The 24,729-nt window shown below is 40.7% G+C and carries 22 protein-coding genes and 1 riboswitch; of the genes, 21 read left to right on the forward strand and 1 reads right to left on the reverse strand.

The window, feature by feature from the left end:
• Window positions 1-303: 303 nt before the first annotated feature.
• The 18 genes from AYJ08_RS20760 (at window position 304) to AYJ08_RS20845 (ending at window position 18,452) form a co-directional block, all read left to right on the forward strand.
• Window positions 304-1,458, forward strand: coding sequence for a flagellin N-terminal helical domain-containing protein (locus AYJ08_RS20760; RefSeq protein WP_064019293.1), 1,155 nt, complete (start codon window positions 304-306; stop codon window positions 1,456-1,458).
• 666 nt (window positions 1,459-2,124) lie between these two features.
• Entirely contained in the window at window positions 2,125-2,616 is a 492-nt protein-coding gene (locus tag AYJ08_RS20765) for a MarR family winged helix-turn-helix transcriptional regulator (RefSeq protein WP_082891047.1), read from the forward strand.
• A gap of 108 nt (window positions 2,617-2,724) precedes the next feature.
• Window positions 2,725-3,111 carry a DoxX family protein gene (locus AYJ08_RS20770; protein ID WP_003335960.1) on the forward strand — a complete coding sequence of 129 codons (387 nt, stop codon included), beginning with the start codon at window positions 2,725-2,727 and terminating at the stop codon, window positions 3,109-3,111.
• Between the two features lie 248 nt (window positions 3,112-3,359).
• Window positions 3,360-3,983 carry a nitroreductase family protein gene (locus AYJ08_RS20775; protein WP_064019294.1) on the forward strand — a complete coding sequence of 208 codons (624 nt, stop codon included), beginning with the start codon at window positions 3,360-3,362 and terminating at the stop codon, window positions 3,981-3,983.
• 275 nt (window positions 3,984-4,258) lie between these two features.
• Window positions 4,259-4,447, forward strand: a riboswitch (cobalamin riboswitch).
• 158 nt (window positions 4,448-4,605) lie between these two features.
• Entirely contained in the window at window positions 4,606-6,237 is a 1,632-nt protein-coding gene (gene nikA / locus AYJ08_RS20780) for a nickel ABC transporter substrate-binding protein (protein ID WP_064019295.1), read from the forward strand.
• A 35-nt stretch (window positions 6,238-6,272) separates the two neighbouring features.
• On the forward strand, window positions 6,273-7,211 hold the full coding sequence (gene nikB, locus AYJ08_RS20785; protein ID WP_031415609.1) for a nickel ABC transporter permease: 939 nt from the start codon (window positions 6,273-6,275) through the stop codon (window positions 7,209-7,211).
• A 2-nt stretch (window positions 7,212-7,213) separates the two neighbouring features.
• Window positions 7,214-8,044 (forward strand): nickel transporter permease, encoded by an 831-nt coding sequence (gene nikC / locus AYJ08_RS20790; RefSeq protein WP_064019296.1) that lies wholly within the window; start codon window positions 7,214-7,216, stop codon window positions 8,042-8,044.
• A gap of 16 nt (window positions 8,045-8,060) precedes the next feature.
• Window positions 8,061-9,029, forward strand: a complete 969-nt coding sequence (locus AYJ08_RS20795) for an ABC transporter ATP-binding protein (protein WP_064019297.1) — start codon at window positions 8,061-8,063, stop codon at window positions 9,027-9,029.
• 17 nt (window positions 9,030-9,046) lie between these two features.
• Window positions 9,047-9,853 carry a nickel import ATP-binding protein NikE gene (nikE, locus tag AYJ08_RS20800; RefSeq protein WP_064019298.1) on the forward strand — a complete coding sequence of 269 codons (807 nt, stop codon included), beginning with the start codon at window positions 9,047-9,049 and terminating at the stop codon, window positions 9,851-9,853.
• Between the two features lie 502 nt (window positions 9,854-10,355).
• On the forward strand, window positions 10,356-11,141 hold the full coding sequence (locus AYJ08_RS20805; protein WP_003335970.1) for a thymidylate synthase: 786 nt from the start codon (window positions 10,356-10,358) through the stop codon (window positions 11,139-11,141).
• Window positions 11,141-11,638, forward strand: coding sequence for a dihydrofolate reductase (locus tag AYJ08_RS20810; protein ID WP_082891048.1), 498 nt, complete (start codon window positions 11,141-11,143; stop codon window positions 11,636-11,638). The genes AYJ08_RS20805 and AYJ08_RS20810 overlap by 1 nt, the downstream gene beginning before the upstream one ends.
• A 212-nt stretch (window positions 11,639-11,850) precedes the next feature.
• Window positions 11,851-12,426, forward strand: coding sequence for an RNA polymerase sigma factor (locus AYJ08_RS20815; protein ID WP_022586750.1), 576 nt, complete (start codon window positions 11,851-11,853; stop codon window positions 12,424-12,426).
• Window positions 12,416-13,516: a TolB family protein gene (locus AYJ08_RS20820; RefSeq protein WP_064019299.1), complete on the forward strand. Its 1,101-nt coding sequence runs from the start codon at window positions 12,416-12,418 to the stop codon at window positions 13,514-13,516. The genes AYJ08_RS20815 and AYJ08_RS20820 overlap by 11 nt, the downstream gene beginning before the upstream one ends.
• A gap of 14 nt (window positions 13,517-13,530) precedes the next feature.
• Window positions 13,531-15,834, forward strand: coding sequence for a hypothetical protein (locus tag AYJ08_RS20825; protein ID WP_064019300.1), 2,304 nt, complete (start codon window positions 13,531-13,533; stop codon window positions 15,832-15,834).
• Window positions 15,834-16,760: an ABC transporter ATP-binding protein gene (locus tag AYJ08_RS20830; protein ID WP_064019301.1), complete on the forward strand. Its 927-nt coding sequence runs from the start codon at window positions 15,834-15,836 to the stop codon at window positions 16,758-16,760. The genes AYJ08_RS20825 and AYJ08_RS20830 overlap by 1 nt, the downstream gene beginning before the upstream one ends.
• The gene (locus AYJ08_RS20835) at window positions 16,760-17,629 is read left to right on the forward strand and encodes an ABC transporter permease (protein WP_064019302.1); all 870 of its coding nucleotides are present in this window, start codon (window positions 16,760-16,762) and stop codon (window positions 17,627-17,629) included. The genes AYJ08_RS20830 and AYJ08_RS20835 overlap by 1 nt, the downstream gene beginning before the upstream one ends.
• A 66-nt stretch (window positions 17,630-17,695) precedes the next feature.
• Window positions 17,696-17,887 carry a hypothetical protein gene (locus AYJ08_RS20840; RefSeq protein WP_003335978.1) on the forward strand — a complete coding sequence of 64 codons (192 nt, stop codon included), beginning with the start codon at window positions 17,696-17,698 and terminating at the stop codon, window positions 17,885-17,887.
• A gap of 265 nt (window positions 17,888-18,152) precedes the next feature.
• A complete protein-coding gene (locus tag AYJ08_RS20845; RefSeq protein WP_031415596.1) occupies window positions 18,153-18,452 on the forward strand; it encodes a DUF1292 domain-containing protein in 300 nt (99 codons plus the stop codon).
• Window positions 18,453-18,528: 76 nt separating this feature from the next.
• On the opposite strand, the gene AYJ08_RS20850 is transcribed toward AYJ08_RS20845, so the two are convergent.
• Window positions 18,529-18,918, reverse strand: coding sequence for a YflT domain-containing protein (locus tag AYJ08_RS20850; RefSeq protein ID WP_031415595.1), 390 nt, complete (start codon window positions 18,916-18,918; stop codon window positions 18,529-18,531).
• A 180-nt stretch (window positions 18,919-19,098) separates the two neighbouring features.
• Here AYJ08_RS20850 and AYJ08_RS20855 point away from each other — a divergent pair, with 180 nt between their 5' ends.
• The 3 genes from AYJ08_RS20855 (at window position 19,099) to parC (ending at window position 24,697) form a co-directional block, all read left to right on the forward strand.
• Window positions 19,099-19,845: a YebC/PmpR family DNA-binding transcriptional regulator gene (locus AYJ08_RS20855; protein ID WP_064019303.1), complete on the forward strand. Its 747-nt coding sequence runs from the start codon at window positions 19,099-19,101 to the stop codon at window positions 19,843-19,845.
• A 411-nt stretch (window positions 19,846-20,256) separates the two neighbouring features.
• Entirely contained in the window at window positions 20,257-22,224 is a 1,968-nt protein-coding gene (locus AYJ08_RS20860) for a DNA gyrase/topoisomerase IV subunit B (RefSeq protein WP_064019304.1), read from the forward strand.
• A gap of 1 nt (window position 22,225) precedes the next feature.
• The gene (gene parC / locus AYJ08_RS20865; RefSeq protein WP_064019305.1) at window positions 22,226-24,697 is read left to right on the forward strand and encodes a DNA topoisomerase IV subunit A; all 2,472 of its coding nucleotides are present in this window, start codon (window positions 22,226-22,228) and stop codon (window positions 24,695-24,697) included.
• The last annotated feature ends 32 nt before the right edge of the window (window positions 24,698-24,729 follow it).

Genomic DNA, 24,729 nt, shown 5'->3' on the forward strand with positions numbered 1-24,729 from the left:
CATCATAAAAGCTAACCTGCTTTCTACTAAAATAAAACCTCTCAACGTAACGTTGGAAAAATTTGAATAAAAAAACTTTTAATGAACTGTAAAATTTTATGATGAATATCCGATACTAATAATAGTCACCTAAATCTTGGTTTTTTATCTGAGCCATGCATGCCAAGGGTAGCGCTACTATTAGCCGATTAGGGGACTAAACAGTTGCCATTTTGAAACAATTCTATTTCAAAATAAAGCAACACAATATTATCTTGAACAATTGGATGGTTCAAGAAATGAAAAACACGGAGGTAACAAATCATGAGAATCAATCACAACGTATCAGCACTAAACACACATCGTCAACTAGGCGTAAACACTGGCGCATCTGGTAAAAACCTGGAGAAATTGTCCTCTGGTCTTCGCATCAACCGTGCAGGTGATGACGCAGCAGGTCTAGCGATCTCTGAAAAAATGCGTGGACAAATCCGCGGTCTAGAAATGGCTTCTAAAAATGCGCAAGATGGTATCTCCTTGATCCAAACAGCAGAGGGTGCATTAACTGAAACACACAGCATCCTGCAACGTATGCGCGAACTAGCCGTTCAAGCATCTTCTGACACCAACGAAGGCGTAGACCGTCAAAAGCTTCAGGCAGAGGTTAATGAATTGTCCAAAGAAATCAAACGTATTTCTACAGACACAGAATTCAACAACCAAAAAGTATTGGATGGATCTTTTGAAGACAAAACATTCCATATCGGTGCTAACCAAGGACAAAGTATCAAATTGAGCATTAACGACATGAGCAACACAGAGCTTGGTGTAAATGGTCTTCAGTCCAAAGAAACTGCGCTTGATGCAGATATTAAAGTAGGTAATATTTCTGAAGATACCTTTAAAGTAGAATTGAAAGCATCAAAAACAAACGGTAATGCTGAAGTAAAAGAAACAACAGCAAAAATTGATAAAGATGGTAATGTTGTCGTAACATTGAAACAAGAACAAGCTAAAGATGATAAGTCTGTAGGTGCTATTACTGCAACAAAACAAGAAGTAGTAGATGCTCTTAAAAAGATTGGCATCGAAGCTACTACTACTAATGGAACAACTAAAGCTGCCGCTGTTGCCGCAAAAGATATCGCTGCAGCTACAGACAAAGATGACCAAACAGGTGTTAACATCTCCACACAAAAAGCAGCAGATAAAGCAATCACAACAATCAACAACGCTCTTAACAAAGTATCCGAAGAGCGCTCTAAACTAGGTGCGAACCAAAACCGTCTAGAGCACACAATCAACAACTTGGGAGCAACTGCTGAGAACTTGACAGCTGCTGAATCTCGTATCCGTGACGTTGATATGGCGAAAGAAATGATGGACTTCACGAAAAACAACATTCTTACTCAAGCAGCTCAAGCCATGCTTGCACAAGCTAACCAACAGCCTCAAGGCGTACTTCAATTACTTCGTTAATCTAACGATGATAATGATAAGAGGAGACCTAACAATTCAGTTAGGTCTTTTCTTGTTGTAAAAATAGCTACCTTAAATGACTCCAAGTATAAACGATTCATTTGCTTAGCAAAGTAATTTCGACCGTGAATAAGATAATCTTGTAAGCAGTGCTTATTACCATCTAAAAGAGTATGGCGATGTTGTAACAGAGAATGACTATATAAAAAGAACAAAAGAACTAGGGAGCTGGAAGATTGCCATTGCTTTTCCTCACCTGTGCATTGCCGTGGGTAAAGACACAACTCCTGCTCTTTCCTTATGAAGAGCAAGCTATTGCTAAGGGCTGAAGAGATACTAGCACTGTGCGATTTGGAAATGGATTTAAGACCATTGTATGGGCTAATGTATGGACTAAAAGAAGAGGAGATTCCTATCCAAAAACTGTTTGTAACCGAAGCTGATAAGGCTTCCACTTAGTAAAATTTGATTGTGTAGTAATGCAGATATAACCAGATTCAGCAGCCACATTGTTGTTTTTCATATATTTTTAGTTTACTAGTTGACAACACACAAAAAATAGGATATGCTTCATATATCTCAAATTTAAGATATTAAAAAGTGAGACATGTTGAATTATTTTTTGTAAAAGGTAAGATAAAATAATCAAGGAAAGGAGAGAACAAAATGCAGGACAAACAGGGAAAGCAAACGGACATGATTACGGATGTTAATAAAGCTCAAGAGCAATCTCTCCATTTGTTCGTTGTCTTATCTCGCGCCTTTAATTGGACGTCTGCTCATGTTCAGAAGGATATTCGACAATATGGATTGAATCCGACTGAATTTGGCGTCCTAGAATTGTTATTTCACAAAGGCAGGCAGCCTCTACAGCAAATTGGAGATAAGATTTTAATCTCTAGCGGAAATATTACTTATGTGGTTGATAAGCTAGAAAAAAAAGGCTATTTGCTTCGTAAGCCCTGTCCGAATGATCGACGCGTGATCTATGCGGAATTAACACAAGCAGGAGAGCAATTTCTCCAAGAGATTTTTCCGAAGCATCGAGAAAAGCTAGCAGAAGCAATGAATGGACTGTCTCCTGAAGAAAAAGAGATTACCATCACCTTGTTAAAAAAGCTAGGGAAGTCAGCCCAAATGAATTTTGTAGATAAGTAGCTGAAAAAACAGATGCGATAATAAAAAGAAGCATATTATCCATCTATCTCATATATCTTTAATTGAAGATACTTAAAATAAAACATATTCCTGAGGAGGAAAAAGAAAATGAATGCAGGACTTTTACTTATTCGATTAGTTGTGGGACTTTTATTTATTGGTCATGGTACACAGAAATTATTTGGATGGTTCGGCGGGCATGGCTTAAAGGGAACAGCAGGTTGGTTAGAATCAATCGGTGTGAAGCCCGGCTTGTTAATGGCTTTCATGGCAGGAGCCAGTGAAATTGTTGGAGGATTGCTTTTTGCCTCTGGTGTGTTTACTTGGGTAGGAGGAGCACTAATCGCTGTTACTATGCTGATCGCTATTTTTACTGTACATGGAAAAAATGGATTATGGATTACTCAGAACGGTATGGAATACAATCTGGTATTGCTAGCGGTAGCTATCGGCGTTGCGTTGATTGGTCCAGGTGCATATGTTTTATTTGCATAAGTTTTGCCTAAGGACGGACCTGAAAAGAAAGGTATCCAGATTCACGTACTCTATTGTATGATAATAAGGTATAACGTGAACAATGCCGCGATATATAGGTCTAAAGAAGTAACATTTAGACAAGAATCAACAAAGTAAAAAGTAGAATTATATTCGATACAAAAAGCAGGGGGAGCGAGTAAGTGTAGAGAAAACGCGTCTTCCCCCCTGTAACAATTTCGATACATACATGAGATGAGGGAGTTTACATGAGTGAATTTACAAGCCTAGTGAAAAGTCGACGTTCCGCAAATAATTTCATTGAAGGGGTAGAAATTACCCGATCCGAGCTTGAAGAGATCTTTACCTTGGCTAAATATGCTCCTTCTGCTTTTAATCTTCAGCATACACATTATCTTGTCGTAACGGATCCAGTCTTGAAAGAAAAAATTTATGAATCCTGCAAGCAGTATAAGGTGCATTCAGCTTCAGCAGTCATTTTGGTGTTGGGCAATCGTTACGCTTATCAAGCGGTGGAAAAAATAAACGAGGGCATGCATCATCTCGGAATTTTGAGTAAACAAGAGCTGGATCGTACCGTTGAGACTGTTACAGGGATATATGAGGGTAAGGGTGAATCCTTTATGAAGGAAGAAGCCATTCGTAATGCAAGCCTTTCTGCGATGCTGTTCATGCTATCTGCGAAAGATAAAGGCTGGGATACGTGCCCGATGATTGGATTTGATCCAGGTGCTATAAAGGAAATATTAGAAATTCCTGATGGATATGAAACTGTCATGATGATTACTATCGGAAAAGAAAAGCTCTCAAGCCAACGTCCACGCGGCTATCGTAAGCCGAACGGAGAGTTTGTAAGCTACAACGGTATGTGATTTCTATGAAAACATTGCTAAAGCTGTTAATGGGACATGCTGTTGCAATGTTTTCTTACTGTAGAGGAATTGGAGCTTTTTATAGATGAACCTGATCCTAGCATCTTCTTAAACCTCTTTGGGCAAAAATGTTCGATCTCCTGAGCGGAATTATAGAAGGGCTTTAATTTCATATAGCGTAAACTTGGAATAACGAATATAATTTGTTCTAGGTAAACTTTTTGTCCTACTTTCAAAAAAAGGATATAAAGTGAATATTTCCATAAGGAAAAACTACATATGGTAGTGGAATAGGTGTATTTGTTTCATAAACGGATACTTAAAAGGGAAGCCGGTGTAAATCCGGCACGGTCCCGCCGCTGTAAGGGGGAGTCTTATGCAAACATGTCACTGGATCATATCTGGGAAGACGCATGGAGATGATGAACCCAAGTCAGAAGACCTGCCTATTCTAGAAATGCTGTTAGACCTACGGGGAGATAGGGAGGTGTTTTGAATGCTAAAAGACCGATGTGATGTGTTCATAAACGATAGGCATTTCTGACCTTTTTAATCTGGTTGGCAATGTTTTTTTGTGTTTTAACATTTTTAGAATAATTAAATTATATAAAAGGTGATAAAAATGTTTTTGAAACGGTCTAGATTTATTACTTCTTTTGTTGGACTAGTAGCGATGCTGACAATTATTGTCGCTGGCTGTGGTAACACAACAAAAGAAGGAGAAAATAGAGCAAATCAAGATAGTTCAAAAGTTCTTACGTTTTCCTGGTCCGGAGATATTGGGGACGTAAATCCTCATACCTATTTTCCGAATCAATGGTTCTCACAAGCTATGGTATATGAATCTCTCGTTTACTACGGTGAAGGCGGGGAGCTTAAACCGTGGCTGGCCCAAAGCTGGGATGTATCGAAGGATGGAAAAGAATACGTGTTTCATCTAAGAAAAGATGTTACATTTTCGGATGGATCGCCGTTTAATGCTACAATCGTGAAGAAAAACTTCGATACGGTTTTAGCTAATGCTCCCCAACATGAATGGATGGAATTAATAAATCAAATTAAAAGTACGGAGGTAGTGGACGATTTTACGTTTAAATTGATTTTGAACAAGCCATATTACCCAACTCTTCAGGAGCTTACGTACATCAGACCTTTACGATTTGTAGGAGAAGCCGCCTTTCCTGATAGCCAAAACACATTTAAAGACGGGCTCAAGTCACCGATTGGGACAGGTCCATGGGTACTAAGCGAATATAAGAAAAATGAAAGGGCTGTCTTTACAAGAAACGAGAAGTATTGGGGCGAGAAACCGAAAGTCGATAAGGTAATTGTTAAAGTCATACCTGACGGTGAATCGAGAGTGCTAGCTTTTGAGAAAAAGGACATCGATCTGATTTTTGGAAACGGAGTCATAAGTCAGGATTCGTTCCGGTTTCTGAAGGAATCGGGAAAATATGAAACCAAATTATCAGAACCTACGGCTACAAGGGCGTTACTCTTTAATACGAACAGAGAAGCTCTCAAAGAGCGTAAATTACGTCTAGCCATCCAGCATGCCTTTGATAAGCAGGCTGTCATCGATCATATCTTTTACGGCACAGAAAGAAAAGCTGATACGTTATTTGCACCTACCATTCCATATACGAAGATTGATGTAAAACCGTATGAACACGATGAAGAAAAAGCGAAACAGTTATTGGATGAAGCGGGCTGGAAACAAGTAAATGGCAAACCATTTCGAGAGAAGGCTGGAAAAACGCTACAATTGGAGCTGATGTTTATTAGCTCAGACAACATCCAGAAGGCGATCGCAGAATATACCCAAGGTGAGTTTAGAAAATTAGGGATAGATATTAAGCTGACTAGTAAGGAAGAAGAGGATTTTTGGGCTACAGCCAATGAAGGCAGCTTTGATTTATTATTTACGGCAAGCTGGGGTGTTCCATTTGATCCACATTCCTATTTATCTGCTATCACAACACCTTCGGAAGGCGGCAGTCCAGATTACAAAGCTCTATCAGGGCTACCAGGCAAGAAAGAATTAGATGGAAAAATCAAGGAAGTATTAGTAAGTACAGACGAAGCACACAGAAAGATGCTTTATACAGATATTTTAACTACATTGCACGAACAGGCTGCTTACTTACCAATATCTTATCAATCTAATATAGCGGTCTATCATAAAAATCTGAGCGGGGTTCATTTCTTGCCTCAAGAATACGAAGTGCCTTTCACTACCATTGATATGAAGTGAAGTGGGGTTATGTAAAAACGGCGAAGGAGTAGTAAATGGGTTGGTTTATTGTTAAACGTCTCACAAGTTTACTGCCAATATTATTGGGAATTTCTCTGATCACTTTTATTCTGCTCCACTTAACCCCCGGGGATCCGGCCGTAGCTTACTTGAGGGCGTCACATATTCCTCCAACAGATGAGGCAGTGGCTTCCCTTCGAGCAGAGCTAGGGCTGGACAAGCCCCTGTATATCCAGTATGTAAATTGGTTAGGAAAAGTGGTTCAATTGGATTTAGGGATTTCTTATGTGTCGAAGAAATCTATATGGGATGAAATTATTCTCCATTTCTTCCCGACAATGCAACTCGCATGTGCTTCATTGCTCCTGATTATTTTTATTAGTTTACCTTTAGGAATGATTTCTGCCCTTTACAAGGGGAAATTAATTGATCAGGTTAGCAGGATGCTGGCCTTTGTAAGCGTCTCGATGCCTGCTTTTTGGCTCGGATTTCTGTTCATCTATTTTTTATCGGTAAAGTTAGATTTATTTCCCGTATTGGGAAGAGGAACTTTTGCCCATCTAGTGCTTCCGGCCCTGACATTGGCTTTTCCTTATATAGGTACGTACATGCGCTTGCTTCGCACCAGTATGCTAGAAAACTTGAATGAGCCATTTGTCGTATATGCGAGAGCGAGAGGGCTGCGAGAAAGTCTAATCATCGGTAGACATGTGTTTAAAAAATCCTTATTACCTGTGTTAACTGGACTTGGCATGAGCATTGGAAACATGCTAAGCGGAGCCGTTATTGTTGAGACCGTCTTTGCATGGCCTGGTATGGGCTCCTTGTTTGTCACTTCTATTTTACACCGTGATTATCCGATGATTCAGAGCTGTTTATTGTTTATGGGTGTGATCTTTGTCGTCTGCAATCTCCTTGTGGATATTGCATATGCTTTCCTAGATCCCCGGATAAAATGGGAAGGAGAGCAATAAGCGTGTTGAAAAAAATGAAGCAAAAGCTACTGTCACAAAAGCTCATGATCATTTGCGGCATGATTATCATCCTCATGATACTATTGGCTCTGTTTGCTCCTTTTTTGTCTCCAAATGATCCGAATCTAGTTGATATCACGCAAAAGCTACAAGGCCCTTCCTCGAAGTTTCCGTTAGGGACAGATCATTTGGGCAGATGTATATGGTCTCGGCTGATCTATGGAACACAAACCTCACTGGGGACAGCCTTTTTTGTCATGGGATTTACCATGCTAATTAGTCTTCCGGTCGGTATTTTTGCAGGCTATCGAAGTGGTTGGGTTGATTATCTGTTCATGCGAATTTGTGATATATTCATGGCTTTTCCAAGCTTGCTTCTGTCATTAGCTTTGATTGGAATCCTCGGGCCCGGTCTGGGCAATATGATTTTTGCTATGGTCCTTGTCCAATGGGTGTTTTATGCCCGAATCATTCGAGGAATGGTTCTTAGTGTGAAGGAGCAACCCTTTATCTTAGCAGCAAAAGTGTGCGGAACACCAAAGCTGGTCATTGTTCTAAAGCATATCTTACCCACCATTATATCGCAGGTGGTCGTTTTAGCTTTTATGGACATCGGAGGAATTGTTTTAGCTATTTCTGGTCTCTCATTTCTAGGACTTGGCATACAGCCGCCAGGAGCGGAGTGGGGAATGATGATCAATGACAGTAAACCGTTTTTTAGAAATAACCCTTCCTTGATGCTGTATCCAGGGATGATGATCTTACTTGTCGTGATCGCTTTCAACCTGTTCGGAGAAGCATTGAGGGATGCCTTAGACCTAAAAAGAAAATAGAAGGGAGGATCAGAAGATGGCACAGCACCCCATTCTAACTGTTAACAATTTACATATAGTTGTATCAACACCGCATGGGGTGACTCAGACTGTCAATGAGGTAAGCTTTGAAATAGAGGCTGGAAAAGTGCTTGGGCTTGTTGGAGAAAGCGGATCAGGTAAAACGATGACATGCATGTCTTTATTACATCTTTTGCCTGAACAGGCAAAGGTGGTAGAAGGGAGCATCACGTTTCGCAATAAAGATTTGCTGACCTGTTCAGAAGAAGAGGTAAGAAAAATACGCGGTAGCGAGATCGCTTTTATCATGCAAAATCCGATGACTGCCTTTAATCCTGTGCGTACAATTGGCAGACATTTTATTGAAACACTTAGAACTCATCTGCCTATTACCAAGCGACAAGCACAGAAAATAGCTTTGGAGCATCTGGAAAAAATGGACTTGCCAAATCCAGCAAATGTATTGAAGCAATATCCATTTCAGTTAAGCGGCGGTATGCTCCAGCGTGTGATGATTGCAATCACGATGTCCATACAGCCCTCGATTCTTATCGCGGACGAGCCAACGACTGCACTCGATGCGACGAATCAACTTCAGATTTTGAGGCAGTTGGATCATATTAGAAAAGAATATAATACCGGTATTTTATTAGTTTCACACGATTTGGGAGTCATTGCTCAGATAGCTGATGAAGTAGCTGTCATGTATGCTGGCTATATTGTTGAAAAGGCACCGGCATCTACATTATTTAATCGCCCGATGCACCCCTATACCCGTGTCCTGTTACAAGCCAGACTTGGATTAACGAGCAGGAGGAAGGGGATTAACCGTGTTAGCATGTCACTCCCTAAACCGCTAAATAGAGAGGGTATCTGCCCGTTCTTAGACCGATGCGAGAATGCAGACCACATCTGTGCAACGAAAAAGCTTGAATGGAAAGAATATGAACAAGATCATCTGGTACGATGTGTAAAATTACGATAAAGGTGGCTGAATGAAGAGTGAGTCTGCTTACGCTTACAAACATAAAGAAAACATATTCACTAGGAAATTCTGTTTGGAGGAAGGGGAAAACGGTAGAAGCTGTTAAAGATGTCTCTTTCACTCTGGAGGAAGGGATATGTTTAGGACTTGTGGGAGAAAGCGGAGCAGGAAAGAGCACTCTTGGCAAAATTATTTTGGGACTTGAAAAACCTGATCAGGGAGAGGTCTGGTTTCAGGGAAAGAACCTTTATCGTCTAAAAGAAAAAGAATTAAGAGAGGTACGGCGAGATTTACAGGTTGTCTTTCAGGATTGTTATAGCGCTGTAAATCCACGACTAACGATCAGAGAGATTATCGCTGAACCCTTACGAAATTACGAACAACGTACAGCTACTCAAGAAAGACAGAAAGTACAGGAGCTTTTGGAGATCGTAGGCTTAGATCCGGAAGATATGCATAAATACCCACACCAGTTCAGCGGAGGGCAATTACAGAGAATCAATATCGCTAGAGCGATAGCACTAAGACCGAAGCTGATTATACTTGATGAGGCTGTAAGCGCTTTAGATGCTCTTACTCAAGTACAAATTTTACACCTTTTAGCAGAATTAAAAGAAGAGTTTCAGCTTTCCTATCTGTTCATCTCACATGACTTACAGGCGATCAATTACATCGCGGATTGTATAGGGGTCATGTATAAAGGTGAGATTGTTGAATGGTTAGATGATATGGAGCAGCTTGAACGATTAAAACATCCTGTTTCCCAAAAAATCATGTCTTCTGTGTTATATCCATATCCAGGATTCTTTAAGCTTAAAGCTTAGGTGTTTGAGAAGAAAGGAACAGAAGCTGTTGAACGATCCAGAAATCTAAGAGAGTTTCAGGGGAGGTAAAAGTCAAATGTATCCTCTTATTTTTCGAACGTACACTCTCTTTCATTCACCTACGGCACACCTGCTATCAGTGGGTTTTTGGGCCGTACTGCTTGCTGTTCCTTCAAATGCTTCTGTTCTTTTTATCCATAGATTTTTTAATTCTCCCGCTTTGTCGTAGTACGTGTTGTTTTTTGTAGAAGATGCTATAAAGAGAAAAATTCTATATTATATGTTTTAAATGTTTGAATATTACAACTCTTGGCTATTTCAGATTGTACAAGGCAAAGGAGCAAGGTCTTTCTAGCTAGAAGCATTGTAATCCCGCCATTTTGTAATCATTTACTAGTTTTTTACTAGTTTTGTGACACAAAAGTGTATGGGGCGAAAAGCTTTTCAAGAACGGAATGTTTCGATATACTGTCTTAGAGTTTGTAAGAAGGACGTGAACAAGATGAGTCAAGCAGATATACAATACCTTGCATTAGTGGAAGATATTTTAGAAAACGGATACTATGACAACAATCGCACAGGAATCCCTACAAAAAAGCTATTTGGCAAGCTGTTAAGCTATGATTTGCAAAAGGAATTTCCGATTTTAACAACTAAATTTGTTGCCTTTAAAACAGCAGTTAAGGAATTGCTATGGATTTATAAGCATCAAAGCAACGATGTGAGACTCTTACAAGAGATGGGCGTCCGTGTTTGGGATGAATGGGCCAAAGAGGACGGAACGATCGGGAAAGCATACGGTTATCAAGTTGCTAAACACAAACAGATAGACAAGCTGATTGATGGCCTAAAAAACGATCCTCAAGGGCGCCGACATATTATTAGTTTATGGGATATGAATGATTTAGAAGAAATGGCCTTGCAGCCATGCGCTTTTCAAACCATGTGGGATGTTGCGGACGGTTATTTAAACTGTACTCTTGTACAGCGTAGCGGTGATATGGGGTTAGGCATTCCGTTTAATACTACCCAGTATGCCGTGCTTATTCATATGATTGCGCAGGTCACAGGGCTGAAACCAGGGAAATTCCAGCATTATATTAACAATGCACATATCTACGAAAATCATTTTGAAGGCTTGCGTACCCAATTAACTAGAGAGGCTTATCCTGCTCCTACCTTCTGGATTAACCCGGAGATCACTGATTTTTATGATTTTACGCCGGATGATGTGAAATTAATCGATTATAAGCATCAGCCGAAAATTGCCATGGAGGTGGCTGTTTAGTGCTATCAAGCATTTTTGCGATGGGGCAGAATCGTGTTATTGGGAGAGATAACCAGCTCCCATGGCGATTGCCAGAGGATCTCAAGTATTTTCGACGCATTACCACTGGTCATGCTATCATCATGGGGCGTAAAACCTACGAATCAATTGGAAAGCCTTTGCCTAATCGGCGCAATATCGTGCTGACGACACAAGCAAACTATAAGGCGGATGGCTGTGAAATCGCTCATTCGATTGAAGAAGTTCTGTCCCTGATTGATAATAAAGAAGAAGCCTTTATTATTGGTGGGGCGGAAATTTATAAGCTGTTATTGCCCTACACTAGCAAAATGTACATTACGAAGATTGGGCAGGAATTCGAGGGAGATGCCTTTTTTCCACCCTTCGATGAATCTGAATGGACATTAGTTGAAGTGACACCCGGTGTACAAAACGAAGAGAATCCATATCAGTATGAGTTCCAAATATATGTTCGGAGTGTAACGAATTGTAAATAGTTTGAGGACTATCCCAAGCAATGTCAACTGCCAAAACATCTTTGCTCCCAGTATTTGATCGGGAACAAAGATGTTTTTTTCTGTGTGTTTGTTTTTTTTTGCTTATGTATAAGAAAAAATGCATATTTTACACTTTTTTTATTTATGCCTGTGACCTTTTTCAGATATGATGCGTCAATTGGAGTAGAAACAAACAGTGTGGAGGAAGAGGGATGGTAATGGCCGTAAAGCAGGACGGTAAGGAAAATCCGTCTGTTGCGATAGAGACTGATTACTATGAGGCGAGAGATTTCCCAGAATTATATGATGAATATTTTGATCGGGTCAATCGCTATTTACGATGTCGAGTACATAGTTCGTGGGATGCAGACGACTTGACAACCAGCGTATTTTTAAAGGCTCTGGAAAAATTTGATCAATATAGCCGTCGAAGCCCATTTGCATCTTGGATTTTTCGTATCGCTCATAATACGTTTATTGATTTTGTTCGCAAGGTGCGTGAATACCCGACTGAAGCAGAAGAATTATTGTTTATTGAGGCAGATGATGAGTATCAACCTGAATTGCGTGTTTTATCTAAAGAAGAAATGACTTTATTACGGACTAGGTTAAATATGTTATCGCAGGATCAGCGTGATGTTTTGACGCTACGTTTCTTTGCTGATCTAAAGATTTCCCAGGTTGCTGAAGTGCTAGGTAAAAGTGAATCGTCCGTTAAGATGATCTCTCACCGCGGAATAAAAGTCTTGCAGAGTTTGTATGAGGAAGGTGATCGCCATGAAGGATGATCTACGCAATGCATCAGATCAGACAAATGATCATGAACAGACCGTGGTTGAACTCTTGTCACATTTAAGTGATATGCGTAAGGCGGTTCCTGTTAACTATCGATTAAAAGAAGATTTGAAACGTAAATTAATGGAGCAAATGCAAGGGCAAAAACAACCGCAACTGACGGTCGTTCGCCAGGAAGAAATAAAGCACAATGATCAAAAGAGGATCAATCGAAAAAGAGGCTTGTATATGCTAGGCGGGATCGGAACAATTGCTTTGGCTGCTTTTTTATACGTAAATGTTGCTCAGGCAGATGTTGATCTTGCTATTTCAAAGTCATCCATCAATATTCCTAAGCTATCCACTGATTCGGCAGTGCTATCCTCAGATTTACAAGTTGCCTATTTGCAAGCCGATAATAAGCTGCACATCATAAGCGGATTTGACAGTGACATAGATACCCCTATTGAGCTTCCACAACAAATTGGAACATATGACTCCATAGCATGGAATTCTACAGGTACAAAGCTGGCGCTGACGGAAAACAGCCAGGAGAAAGGGAAATTGTGGATTTTACAGCTTAATAAGAGTAAACAAGAAAGCTATGCTCCGAGACTATTATTGGAGCAGGAGAATCGTCCAGTGATTGACCCTGCATTTGATCCTAAAGATGAATTTTTAGCTTATACAGCATATAAGCAAGATAAACCTGAGATTTGGGTAACCAATCTGCGTACCTTTGGTAAAGAGAAGGTAGCAGACGGTTCAAAGGCGTCTTGGTCTCACAATGGACGTTATCTCTCTTTTGAACAAAATGGAGAGGTTTGTATTTATGATCGCCAGACGGGAGAAATCAAGGAAAAAGTAAAAGGCAGCTCTCCCTCGTGGTTTTCAGCTAAGCAGCTTACGATTCTTTCTCCAGATGGCGTCATGCTAATGGGTACAATGGATGAATCTGTTAAAAGATGGAAAAAAGTAAAGCTTCCAGCAGGTATCGAGAAGCAATCGGTAAAAAGGGCTGAATGGACTAGTGATGGAAAGCATCTATTAATTGTCAACTCTGATCAACAAGGGTTTATGTTTACGCCGCTTGATTTACAATAATAGGAGGAAAACATATGTGGAAATGGCTGGTAGCGATTGCGCTCGCTTTCATGGGATTTCAACTTCCTGTTTCGTATGCGGCGGACAGAATTGAAATGAAAACGAAGATTCCGTTTGCTGATATAACAAGCCAGGATAATTTAATTCGCGTCCATGCAGATATTACGAATAACGGTGATGCAGTTTCGGGTGAACTGCGGTTTGCAATTGAAAAGCCTCATTCAAAGGAGGCTCTTCCTTATGTAAAAGAGATTACTGTTCAAAAAGGGGAAACGAAGCATGTTTTCTTCGACTTACCAAGTGAAGAGATCATAAATAATAGCGAGGCATTGCGACTGGAATTTTATCAAGGCAATCACTTGCTTGCAAAGGTAAAACCAAATTATCAGATTAGAGAAAAGCAATCGGATCAAGTAACGGTTGTTGTCCTCGATCAACACGAAAATAGTATGCAATTCTTAAACCAAGTAAGACAAGAGGGTGCTGAAGACAGTAATCAAGAAGCTGCTCCGAGAAATGAGGCTACCTGGAGCAGTATGCTGGTCAGCAATGTGAGACCAGAAGAGCTACCCACTGAAGCTCATGTACTAAGTAATATCAATATGCTAGTAATTGGAGATATTTCAGCAGGTAGCTTACCTTCAGAACAGATAAAAAAAATAAAAGAATGGGTATATGCTGGAGGGAACATTTTGCTGTCTGCTTCCACTCCTCCAGAAATACTGGATGCTTTTAAAGAGTGGATGCCAGCTTTAACCAAGCAGCCGGGAATCACTAAGGATTTGTCTACCTTTACCGAGATCAGTAAAAAATCAGCTTTGCCGATTCAACAGATAACGGTGTATAACAAGTCATTGCCACTGTTTTCGACTCAAAAGGTGGGCTTAGGAAAGTTGTTTTTTGCTAACTATGATGTCAATGCACAGCCATTGGCCTCATGGGAATTCAACCGTCAGCTTTGGAGTAAGCTAGTATCCCAATATGCACTAAATAGCCAAGTTCGTTTTCCTTATCTGAATCGAAATCCTAACTATTATAATATGGCACAGCACATTCCTGATGTTCATCTGCCGTCTGCTTCCGTGCTATTTTTCATTTGGATCGGTTATGTACTATTGATTGGACCTATTCTGTATGTGCTGTTAAAACGTAGAGACCGTAGAGACTGGGCGTGGGGAATTATCCCTGTTTCAGCCCTCGTGGTTAGTGTTGGAGCCCTTTCTTTTGGGAAGAGTTTAATAGCTCCAAATGATAAGCTTTATACAGTAAACCAAATTATCTCGATTCGACCAGATTTAGCGATTTTAAAATCGGATGCAACTGTGCTGAAACGTTCTGGTGGGGAAATTATCTTAGACACAAAAGATGGGATTATCGTTCCAGGAAATCTTTTGCAACACACAGAACGAAATAAAAACAAATCAGCCTATACCATTCGACAAAACGATCGTGGTCAATTTCAAACAACCATAACTCATATCCCGTATATGACGCAAAAGCCGATTAATGGGGGAGGTTTAGTTAAAGATGTTGGCCAATTACAAGCTGATTTGGTGTTCGAGCAGGAGCATATCAAAGGAACAATAACAAACAAGAGTGTTTTTGATTATCAAAAGCTGTATCTGACAATGGGAAATCGAAGAATGGAGCTAGGCTCTCTTGCTAAAGGGGAAACCAAGCAAATAAATGAAGAAGTGAAGCCGTTTTATACACAAGATTTCTCAATTGAAGACGCAACATATCCTACTCAAAACGAGCGGGAAAAGGCTATTTTGTACGAAAATTCACTGCAAGGGCTAAGTAATGCTAACGGATTGACTTTGATAGGTGTAAGCACTAGCCCATATCAGGTCTTTACTACATCTGAACAAGGAATCATGCAAGACTATCTAAGCTTTGTTCAACAACCAATTTTGTTAAAAGATGCACAAACCAGTCACATCACGTATCCATATGGAACACTAGAGGTTCAGGTTCTTAGTATGGAAGGCAAAGTAAACAGAGATGATCACGATGCGGTTACTATGTTTAATGGAAAAGTAACGTACGGATTGCAAGTACCAGCCAATGTGGAAATCACAAGAGTGACGGCCCCTCTAGACAATTTGGCTTATCGCTTTGTGAAGAAAGCAGTGTATCATGCAGCTTCTCGTGAGTGGAAAATCCTTGACAGTAATAGCGCATTCGAGTTAAAAGACAATCCGAAAGACTATATCAATTCGGAAGGTTTTGTTTTGATCAGATTTATTTATGAAGGAGATTCACCTGTCTCCATTCCACAGCCTGTCTTCCAGTTGGAAGGAAAGGAGAAACAATAATGATACAGACGCAGAATCTCTCCAAACGATATGGGAAGTTTGAAGCCCTAAAGAATGTGAACCTGTCCATTCAAAAGGGAAGCGTTTATGGGTTTATTGGGCCAAATGGTGCGGGCAAGAGTACAACGATGATGATTCTAGCTACCCTCCTACCAGCTACCAGTGGAAAAGCTTATGTTGGCGGATATGATGTAGAGAAGGAGCCTAGGGAGGTTAAACAGCTCCTAGGCTACATGCCTGACTTTTTTGGTGTTTATGATAATTTAAAAGCAACCGAGTACCTTGACTTTTATGCAAGGGCATATAATATTCCAGCCCGAAACCGTTCTAATTTGATTGCTGACCTGCTGGATTTAGTTAATCTCAGTAATAAAGCTGATGCTTATGTGGATCATTTGTCACGAGGAATGAAACAGCGTCTCGGATTAGCCCGTTGCTTGGTTCATAGTCCAGAAATTCTTATTTTGGATGAGCCAGCTTCAGGGTTGGACCCACGAGCACGTATCGAAATGCGAGAAATCTTAAAGAAATTACAAGGAATGGGCAAAACAATCCTGATTAGCTCACATATCCTGCCTGAGCTAGCAGAGCTTTGCGACGAGATCGGCGTCATTGAAAAAGGCCAGCTTATTGCAAATGGAGCGGTTAACGAGGTAAGCACGGAGACACGCGGCATCTCTATTATGCAGGTAAAGACATTGGGGAACGTGGAGCTTGCAGAACAAATCCTTCAAGCCTCTCCTTTTGTGAGACGCTTAGATAACAAAAACAGTCATTTTCGGTTTCATTTTACAGGTACACAAGAAGAGAAGGTTATTTTACTACAGCAGTTAATACAGGCAAACATCCCTGTAACACACTTCGCAGACTCACAGGAAAACCTAGAAGATGTGTTCTTAGCTATTACGGAAGGGGTGGGCAACTGATGGGTCATTTTTTTGGCAATCCGCTTATTTCGAAAGAATTGCGTGAGAGATTTCGTTCGAAAAGATCGATCTGGATTCTGTTTAGCTATCTAATGGTCTTTGGTGCTGTTCTGCTGGGATATTTAACTATAATGGAGAAAACGTCCACGTTTTTTTTAGGAGAGGGAGATGATCTATTTTTTGCTATGTCAGCTCTGCATTATGCCCTGATTTGTTTTATTGCGCCGGCATTAGCAGCAGGGACAATCAGCGGTGAAAGGGAAAGGCAAACGCTTAATATCCTATTAACCACTCAATTATCGCCACGACGGATTATTTTGAGCAAGCTGGTTACATCATTGTCCTTTATGTTTCTCTTAATTATGGCTTCTCTGCCTCTATACAGTTTTGTATTCTTATACGGTGGAGTATCACCATCCCAAATTTTTAGTATCATTCTCTTCTTTGCCATCAATATCCTGTTTTTTGGTTCGTTAGGAATCTTTTGTTCAACTTGGGTTAAACGAACTGGGGTTAGTACGATTATTGCATATGGTATTGCCTTTTTCTTTGTGGTAGGTACAGGATTTCTCTTGTACTTCTTGGCAGCGATTATGCATTACTGGTATCCCGACATGAATGGGATAGAAAACTTTTTCCTAATAAAGTGGCTTACCTATATTAATCCATGTATTGTCGGTTCACGTATTCTTGGCATGACCAAGTTTTCTTCCGTGTTAGGCAACGATGATTTTTATTGGGGATATTTCGCTATCTTTTATCTAGTGCTCAGCATAGGTTTATTATGCTGGTCTGCTTACTTGTTAAAGCCAGTGCGCCGTCCTTGGTCTCGAAAGCAAGAGGACATGAGTGAGGGCACTGGTGAATAGCCTAGCTTGGTGGATTCATGCTATACTACCCAAAGAATGGCTGAGAGAATGCAGGGGGTTATAACCATGGGACAGCAAAATAATCAACAAGATGTACAAGTGTTAGACTATGAAGAGATGCTGCAATTCGTAGAAAGAAAACTTGCTGAAGGCGGCATGAAAGTAGGACGTCAAGAAATTATTACCATTTTGGAAGCTGAGGAAGCCTTTTTGATTGAAAAGGGAGTCATTGAAGAGATCCCTTACGAGGCTGATTAGTTTATCTCGAAATCTCGAAACAGTAGATAAATGAAGGAGACCGTCTTCTTAGAAGGAGACGGTCTTTATGTTTTAGAACTTCTCATAGACTTTTCCTAAAAAGCAGGGTATGCTAAGAAAGGTGCAGGGGAATACTGGATATGGATGGGACTAGCTAATTAAGCTAATCTACCCTGTTATGTAATCCCATACCAAGCACATGAGTTGCTGTCTGAATGGACGACGATACATAACCTAAGCGAACAAAAGCAGGAGGCATATACACATGGAAAATGAAAAAGATTTGGCTTTAGGTGATATCATCACACTAGATGATGAAAATGGCGAAGAAATGGGCGATTTTGAAGTAATCGCGATGTTTGAATTAAATAACAAACAATTTGTTGCACTTACAGAAGCAACCGAGGAAGACGAGATTGATGAAGAAGGCGAAATCGATATTTATGTATTTGGTATTGAAGATGGAGAACTAGTACCATTGCTAGAAGAAGAGGAAGAGGCTGCTCATGCGAAATTGCATGAAACAATGGAAGGCATCGAGCTGATTGACCGTACGCACGAGTAAAAAAGATATGTAAAAAATGTGATAAATCAAACCCGGAGCTGCCTTTACTCCGGGTTTCTTGTTGCTTGTCAGCACCCTATTGATTATATTGAGTATTCATTTCAATAATATTATCTTTTAAATCATGCACAGCCAAAATGCAGGTTTTATCTGTCTCTTCCAGTTCTCTGACTAGGGCAGAGGCTTCGTCTTTGGTTAGTCCAATATGTTCGAGCTTTGAACGCAATTCCTTCCCACCGTTATCAAAAAAGTTAGCTTTGCTGTCGATATGGCCCTTTGCTTTTTCAAAATGTGTACTGTATTTGTAAAAATTGTCGCGTTGATTCGAATGATTCTTATCAGGATTCCATTTCAACACATAAATGTCATCTTTAGCATATCCAGATGAATTAAGTGCCTCAATGTCAGCAACCAGATGCTCGTCATACTTATGCAGCTTTATAAACGGTTTCGTTGCACTTAGCACAGGCTCATCCTCCTCGCAAATAGGTATGGGTTCACTATCTAGCTTACCCCGTAATTATGTCTTTACCCTTGCCATCTTTGTGGCAATCAGACGAGCCAGCCTTGTATGAATCGCTACTTTTTGCTACAATAAATTATTATTTCATACCCAAGCAGACATTTCTGGTGAGGAGAGTTTCAGATGCCAAAGTTTAAGTTATTTGCAGGAAAAAAAGGTGCAGCCGATCAAAAGAAAAACAATCAATATGTTAAGTTAGCTCGTCAAATTTATGTAGAAGCTAAAAACGGCGGACCTGACCCCACTGCAAACCTGAAACTAAAAGCAATTATTGCCAATGCAAGAGCGATTAATATGCCCAATGACAATATTGAGCGTGCGATTAAAAAAGCTACGGACAGTGGTCAAGGTGATAATTACGAAGAAATCCGTTATGAAGGCTATGCTCCAGGCGGAGTAGCTGTGATCGTAGAATGCTTGTCTGATAATCGTAATCGTACAGCCGCTGATGTACGTGCTATTTTTGGCAAACGCGGTGGAAATATGGGGGAAACAGGATCTGTAAGCTTCATGTTTGACCGTAAAGGTGTAATTGTTATTGACCGCGAAGAATTTGAGGTTGATGAAGATACAATGCTGATGCAAGCCCTAGAAGCGGGTGCAGAGGATTTAATCGTGACAGAGGAAGAATTCGAAGTCATTACGCATCCTCACGAGTTAGAGCAAGTAAAACATGCATTGGAAACAGAGGGATATAAATTTACCAATGCTGAGATACAGTGGATCCCGCAAAACACTGTGAAAATCTCAGGTGAAGATGCTGAAAAAATCCTGAAGATGATGGAAGCATTTGAAGAAAATGACGACGTACAAAATGTGTATGCGAATTACGACATTGATAAAGAAGAGCTGGAACGTATTCAAGGCTAAATCTTTCAGCCATCTTGTCCAAACGGCAGGGTGGCTGAATTTATCTACAAGAAACGAACGAATGTTCCTGTTGTTTTTAGGAAGTAGCCTGTTAAGTAAAAGTCTTACCTTTTATAAGAGTTAGGTTGCAAAAAAATACATATAAAAAAGCAGGAAGAACGTTACCTTTGTTAGAAAGGGATAAAGATGGTTATTTTTTTAGAAGAATAGGGAAAAGCAATAGGAAAGGTGAACTTTTCTTTGTATGTACGTTTGTTGCGGTGGAACAACAAGTAAAATACATGTATAGTAGCAACTATGTAAGAGCTTTCATGTAAAAGAGTTTTTTCTTTTTATGAAATGAGATAAAATAGCGATTAGGTGTTCGCTTGAAGGAACGTTGATTGCAAGTGTGTAAGAGGGGAGAACAGAATGGCTGATAATCGAGCACTATCATATACCGAAGACGATATTCAGGTCCTGGAAGGCTTGATCGCCGTACGTAAAAGGCCTGGTATGTACATAGGCTCCACTGGATCACGCGGTTTGCACCACCTAGTGTGGGAGATCGTGGATAATGCTAAGGATGAAGCTTTGGCTGGCGTGAACGATCGTATTATTGTCACTCTTTATCCAGATGGTAGCGTTAGCGTGGAGGATCACGGTCGCGGTATTCCAACAGGTATGCATAAATCTGGGCGACCAGTGCCAGAGGTTATTTTTACCACACTTCACGCAGGTGGTAAATTTGGCGGAGGCGGGTATAAAAAAAGCGGTGGCTTGCATGGAGTTGGCTCCAGTGTCGTCGTTGCCTTGTCTCGCTGGCTGGAAGTAGAAATTCACCGAGAAGGAAACATTTATAAGCAACGCTTTGAATATGTAGTAGATAAGAATGGACAGGAGTTTGTGGGTAAAGCTGTCACGGGTCTTGAGATTGTAGGAAAATCCAAACGTACGGGGACAACCGTAACGTTCCAACCAGACCCTGAGGTATTTACTGCTACTAAATTTGATTACGAGACCTTGCGTGATCGCTTCCGTGAAACGGCTTTTCTGTTGAAAGGCTTGCGCATGGTGTTAATTGATAAACGTACGCCAGAGGTACGTAAAGAAGAATTCTATTATGAAGATGGCATTAAATCGTATGTAGAGTATTTAAACGAGGGTAAAAATGGTCTCCATTCTGTAGTTTATTTCGATGGAGAGAAGGATAATGTGTATGTAGAGCTGGCCTTCCAATACAATGATGGATATACGGAGACATTAGCTTCTTATGTGAATTCAATCCCGACAAATGATGGTGGTACACATGTCACAGGCTTTAAAAATGCCACCACCAGGATTTTTAATGATTTTGCCCGCAAGAAAGGGTATATCAAGGAAAAAGATCCTAATTTGACCGGGAACGATTTGCGTGAAGGCTTTTTAGGCGTGTTATCTCTGCAAATGTCTGATGTTCAGTTTGAATCGCAAACAAAGGACAAATTGGGCAATGAAGAAGCGCGCACCATTGTTGAACAGATTATCTCGGAAAAATTGGGCTTTTTCTTAGAAGAGAATCCTGAGATCGCTAAGCTATTAATTGATAAAGCATTAAAATCGATGCAAATTCGTGAAGAGCTTCGAAAACAGCGAGAAGCATTGCGCGGGGACAAAAAAGGGAAGGGTGCGAAGAAACGTAAATCCATTTCGGAAAAATTTGCACCCCCTCAATATAAAAATCCGAAGATTAACGAGTTATTCCTAGTCGAGGGTGATTCAGCAGGAGGATCGGCTAAGCAAGCTCGCAACTCGGAATATCAAGCGATCTTCGGTCTGAAAGGAAAGCCGTTGAATACGGAGAAGGCTAAGCTTTCCGAGGTTTTATCAAATGAAGAGTTCAGAACGATCTTAGAAGTGCTTGAAACAGATATCGGCGAAGAATTTTCTATTGAGAATTGTGCGTTCGATAAGATTATCATCATGTCTGACGCAGACGTGGATGGTTCGCATATCCAGGCGCTCCTGTTAACCTTCTTCTTCCGTTATATGCAGCCGCTTATTGCTGCTAATAAGCTTTATATTGCTCAGCCGCCGCTTTATCAGGTATCTAAAGATGGTGGAAAGGGTAAGAAGGGTGCAGAATCCTATTACTGCTGGGATGATGAAGAATTGGAAATCGCTCTGAAAAAGTTAGGCAAAGGGGCAAAAATTACACGGTACAAGGGCTTAGGTGAGATGAATCCTGATCAATTATGGGAGACGACAATGGACCCTGAGAACCGGAAGCTGATTCAAGTGTCTCTTGCAGACAGGGCTCACTGTGAAAAATTAATTACGGTTTTAATGGGCGATAAAGTCCCTCCTCGCCGTGAATGGATCGAGACCCATGTCACTTTTGAAGTAGGAGAGGATGAGTAGCATGTTTTCTAATCGTTTAATTGAACAAAGCTTTGCAGAGATCATGGGAAAACGTTTTGGGGATTATGCTAATCTAGTTATCCTCTCACGTGCTATTCCAGATGCTCGCGATGGCTTAAAACCGGTACAACGCCGGATTTTATATTCGATGTACGAAGAGAATAACACCTTTGACAAGCCTTATCGGAAATCAGCAAAAACAGTTGGTTCCGTAATGGGTACGTACCATCCGCATGGGGATGCTTCCATTTATGAGACGATGGTACGGATGGCACAATGGTGGAAGATGCGCCATGTGTTAATTCAGGGTCAAGGTAACTTCGGCAGCCTCGATGCCGATCCTCCAGCTGCTATGCGATATACAGAGGCTCGCTTATCTGCGTTGGCTAATGAGTTATTGCGAGATATTGAAAAGGATACCGTACCTTTTATCCCGAACTATGATAATTCCACAGTTCAACCTGCTGTTTTACCAGCACGGTTCCCGAATTTGCTGGTAAATGGAGCGTCTGGTATCGCTGTAGGCTTTGCTACCGACATCCCTACACATAATCTCGGGGAAGTCATTGACGCTACAATTGCCATGATGCGTAAACCGTCTATTACGACTGATGAGCTCATGGAGTTTGTGAAGGGTCCAGATTTCTCTAACAGAGGGATTGTTCAAGGGGTATCTGGCATTAAAAAGGCATTTGAAACAGGTAGAGGCCAGTTTATCATTCGTGGACGAGCTGATATCGAAGAGGCAAAAGGGAACAAGCATAAGCGCATTGTGATTAGTGAAATCCCATATGATGTGGTGAAATCAAAGCTAGTCGCTCAAATCGATGAGTTGGTTATGGAGCGTAAGATTGAAGGTGCATTAGCTGTTCGAGACGAGACCGGGCGTAAGGAAGCGGAGCTCAAAAAAGTCCGTGTTGTAATCGATCTGAAAAAAGAAGCTGATGCCCAAGCGATACTCCATTATTTATATAAAAATACGGATTTACAGATTTTCTACAACTACAATATGAATGCCATCCATGAGGGCACTATCAAGCAGATGGGACTCAAGCAGTTACTGGATGCCTACATTTCACATCAAAAAGAGATGGTGACTCGTCGCTCTCAATTTGATCTGGACCGCAAAGAAAATCGAAAGCATATTGTTGAGGGCTTGATTCATGCTAAGTCCATTCTCAGACAGATCGTGGATACGATTATGGATTCTGAGGACCGTGCGGATGCCAAAGGGAATATAATTGCTAAGTTTGGTTTTACTGAGCTGCAAGCAGACGCTATTTTAAGTATTCAGCTTGCTTCTTTAACACGAATTGATATTGTGAAGCTTGAGAAAGAGCTACAGGTGCTTGCCAAGGAAATAGAGGAGCTTAAGGCTATTCTAGGTAGTGAGAAAAAGCTAATTTCGGTTCTGGTTGCTGAGCTAAGTGAAATCAAGAAAAAATATAGTGAGCCGCGTATGACTGAAATTCAGGGCGAAATTGAGGAAATTAAACTCGATTTATCCATGCAAATTCAGGTAGAGGACTGTATTGTGACGTTAACACATGAAGGCTATGTGAAGCGAGTTAGCCCACGTTCCTTTAAATCAATGGGTGGTTCGATTGAAACCTGCGGGGTAAAGGAAGGGGATAAGGTAAGGACCTTCTGTGAAACAAATACATCCCATACAGCACTATTCTTTACACAGGATGGCAAATATTTTGCTATGCTGGTAAATGATATTCCGGACGCGAAATGGAAGGATATCGGGACAGCAGTTGTAAATGTGCTTTCTCTTGAAAAGGGCCAAAGAATCGTTGCTGTACATATTGTCGATAGCTTTGACAAGCCATTATATGTCTGTCATTCAACCAAGAGCGGCTTACTTAAAAAGACAGCGCTAAAAGAGTATGAAACCAATCGATCAGGTGCGGTCGTTGCTATTAAATTAAAGAACAGTGAAGATGAAGTGAATCATGTTCATTTGATTGATGACGAGGGAGCATTTGTTGGTGTAACACAGGATGGAATGGTAATCCGCTTTTTGCAAACGGAGGTATCTCCGACAGGCCGAGCTTCCAGTGGTGTCAAAGCAATTAATTTGGCAAAAGACGACCAATTAATTGACCTGCTGGTTACGGATATAGAAGATAATCGAGTATTGCGAGCGTTAACTACAGAAGGAGTAGTGAAACGTACGTCCATTGCTCATATTCCTCTACAGGGTCGAGCTGGGAAAGGCTTACTTCTGATCCGTAAAAGAAAAACGAATCCGCATCAGATCAAAGCGATTTTGCTGGAGGAGCCTCATTCTCCTAAATGGATTGTGGTGACAAAGCGTGGAGAGTTGATAACGGTAGAAGCCGATCAAGTGCCAATAACGGAGCAAGGTGGAATTGGACGAGTAGTAGTTGATGAGACTTTTAACCAGGTTTTGTTAGAAGCCACGATTCCATCCCATGATGATAAAGAATCGGAAACCGATTTATAACTTCGAATCAACAATAACAACGAGAATTTTTC

Origin of the sequence: Brevibacillus sp. SKDU10 (genome assembly GCF_001645205.1) — a bacterium.
GTDB classification, from domain to species: domain Bacteria; phylum Bacillota; class Bacilli; order Brevibacillales; family Brevibacillaceae; genus Brevibacillus_B; species Brevibacillus_B halotolerans.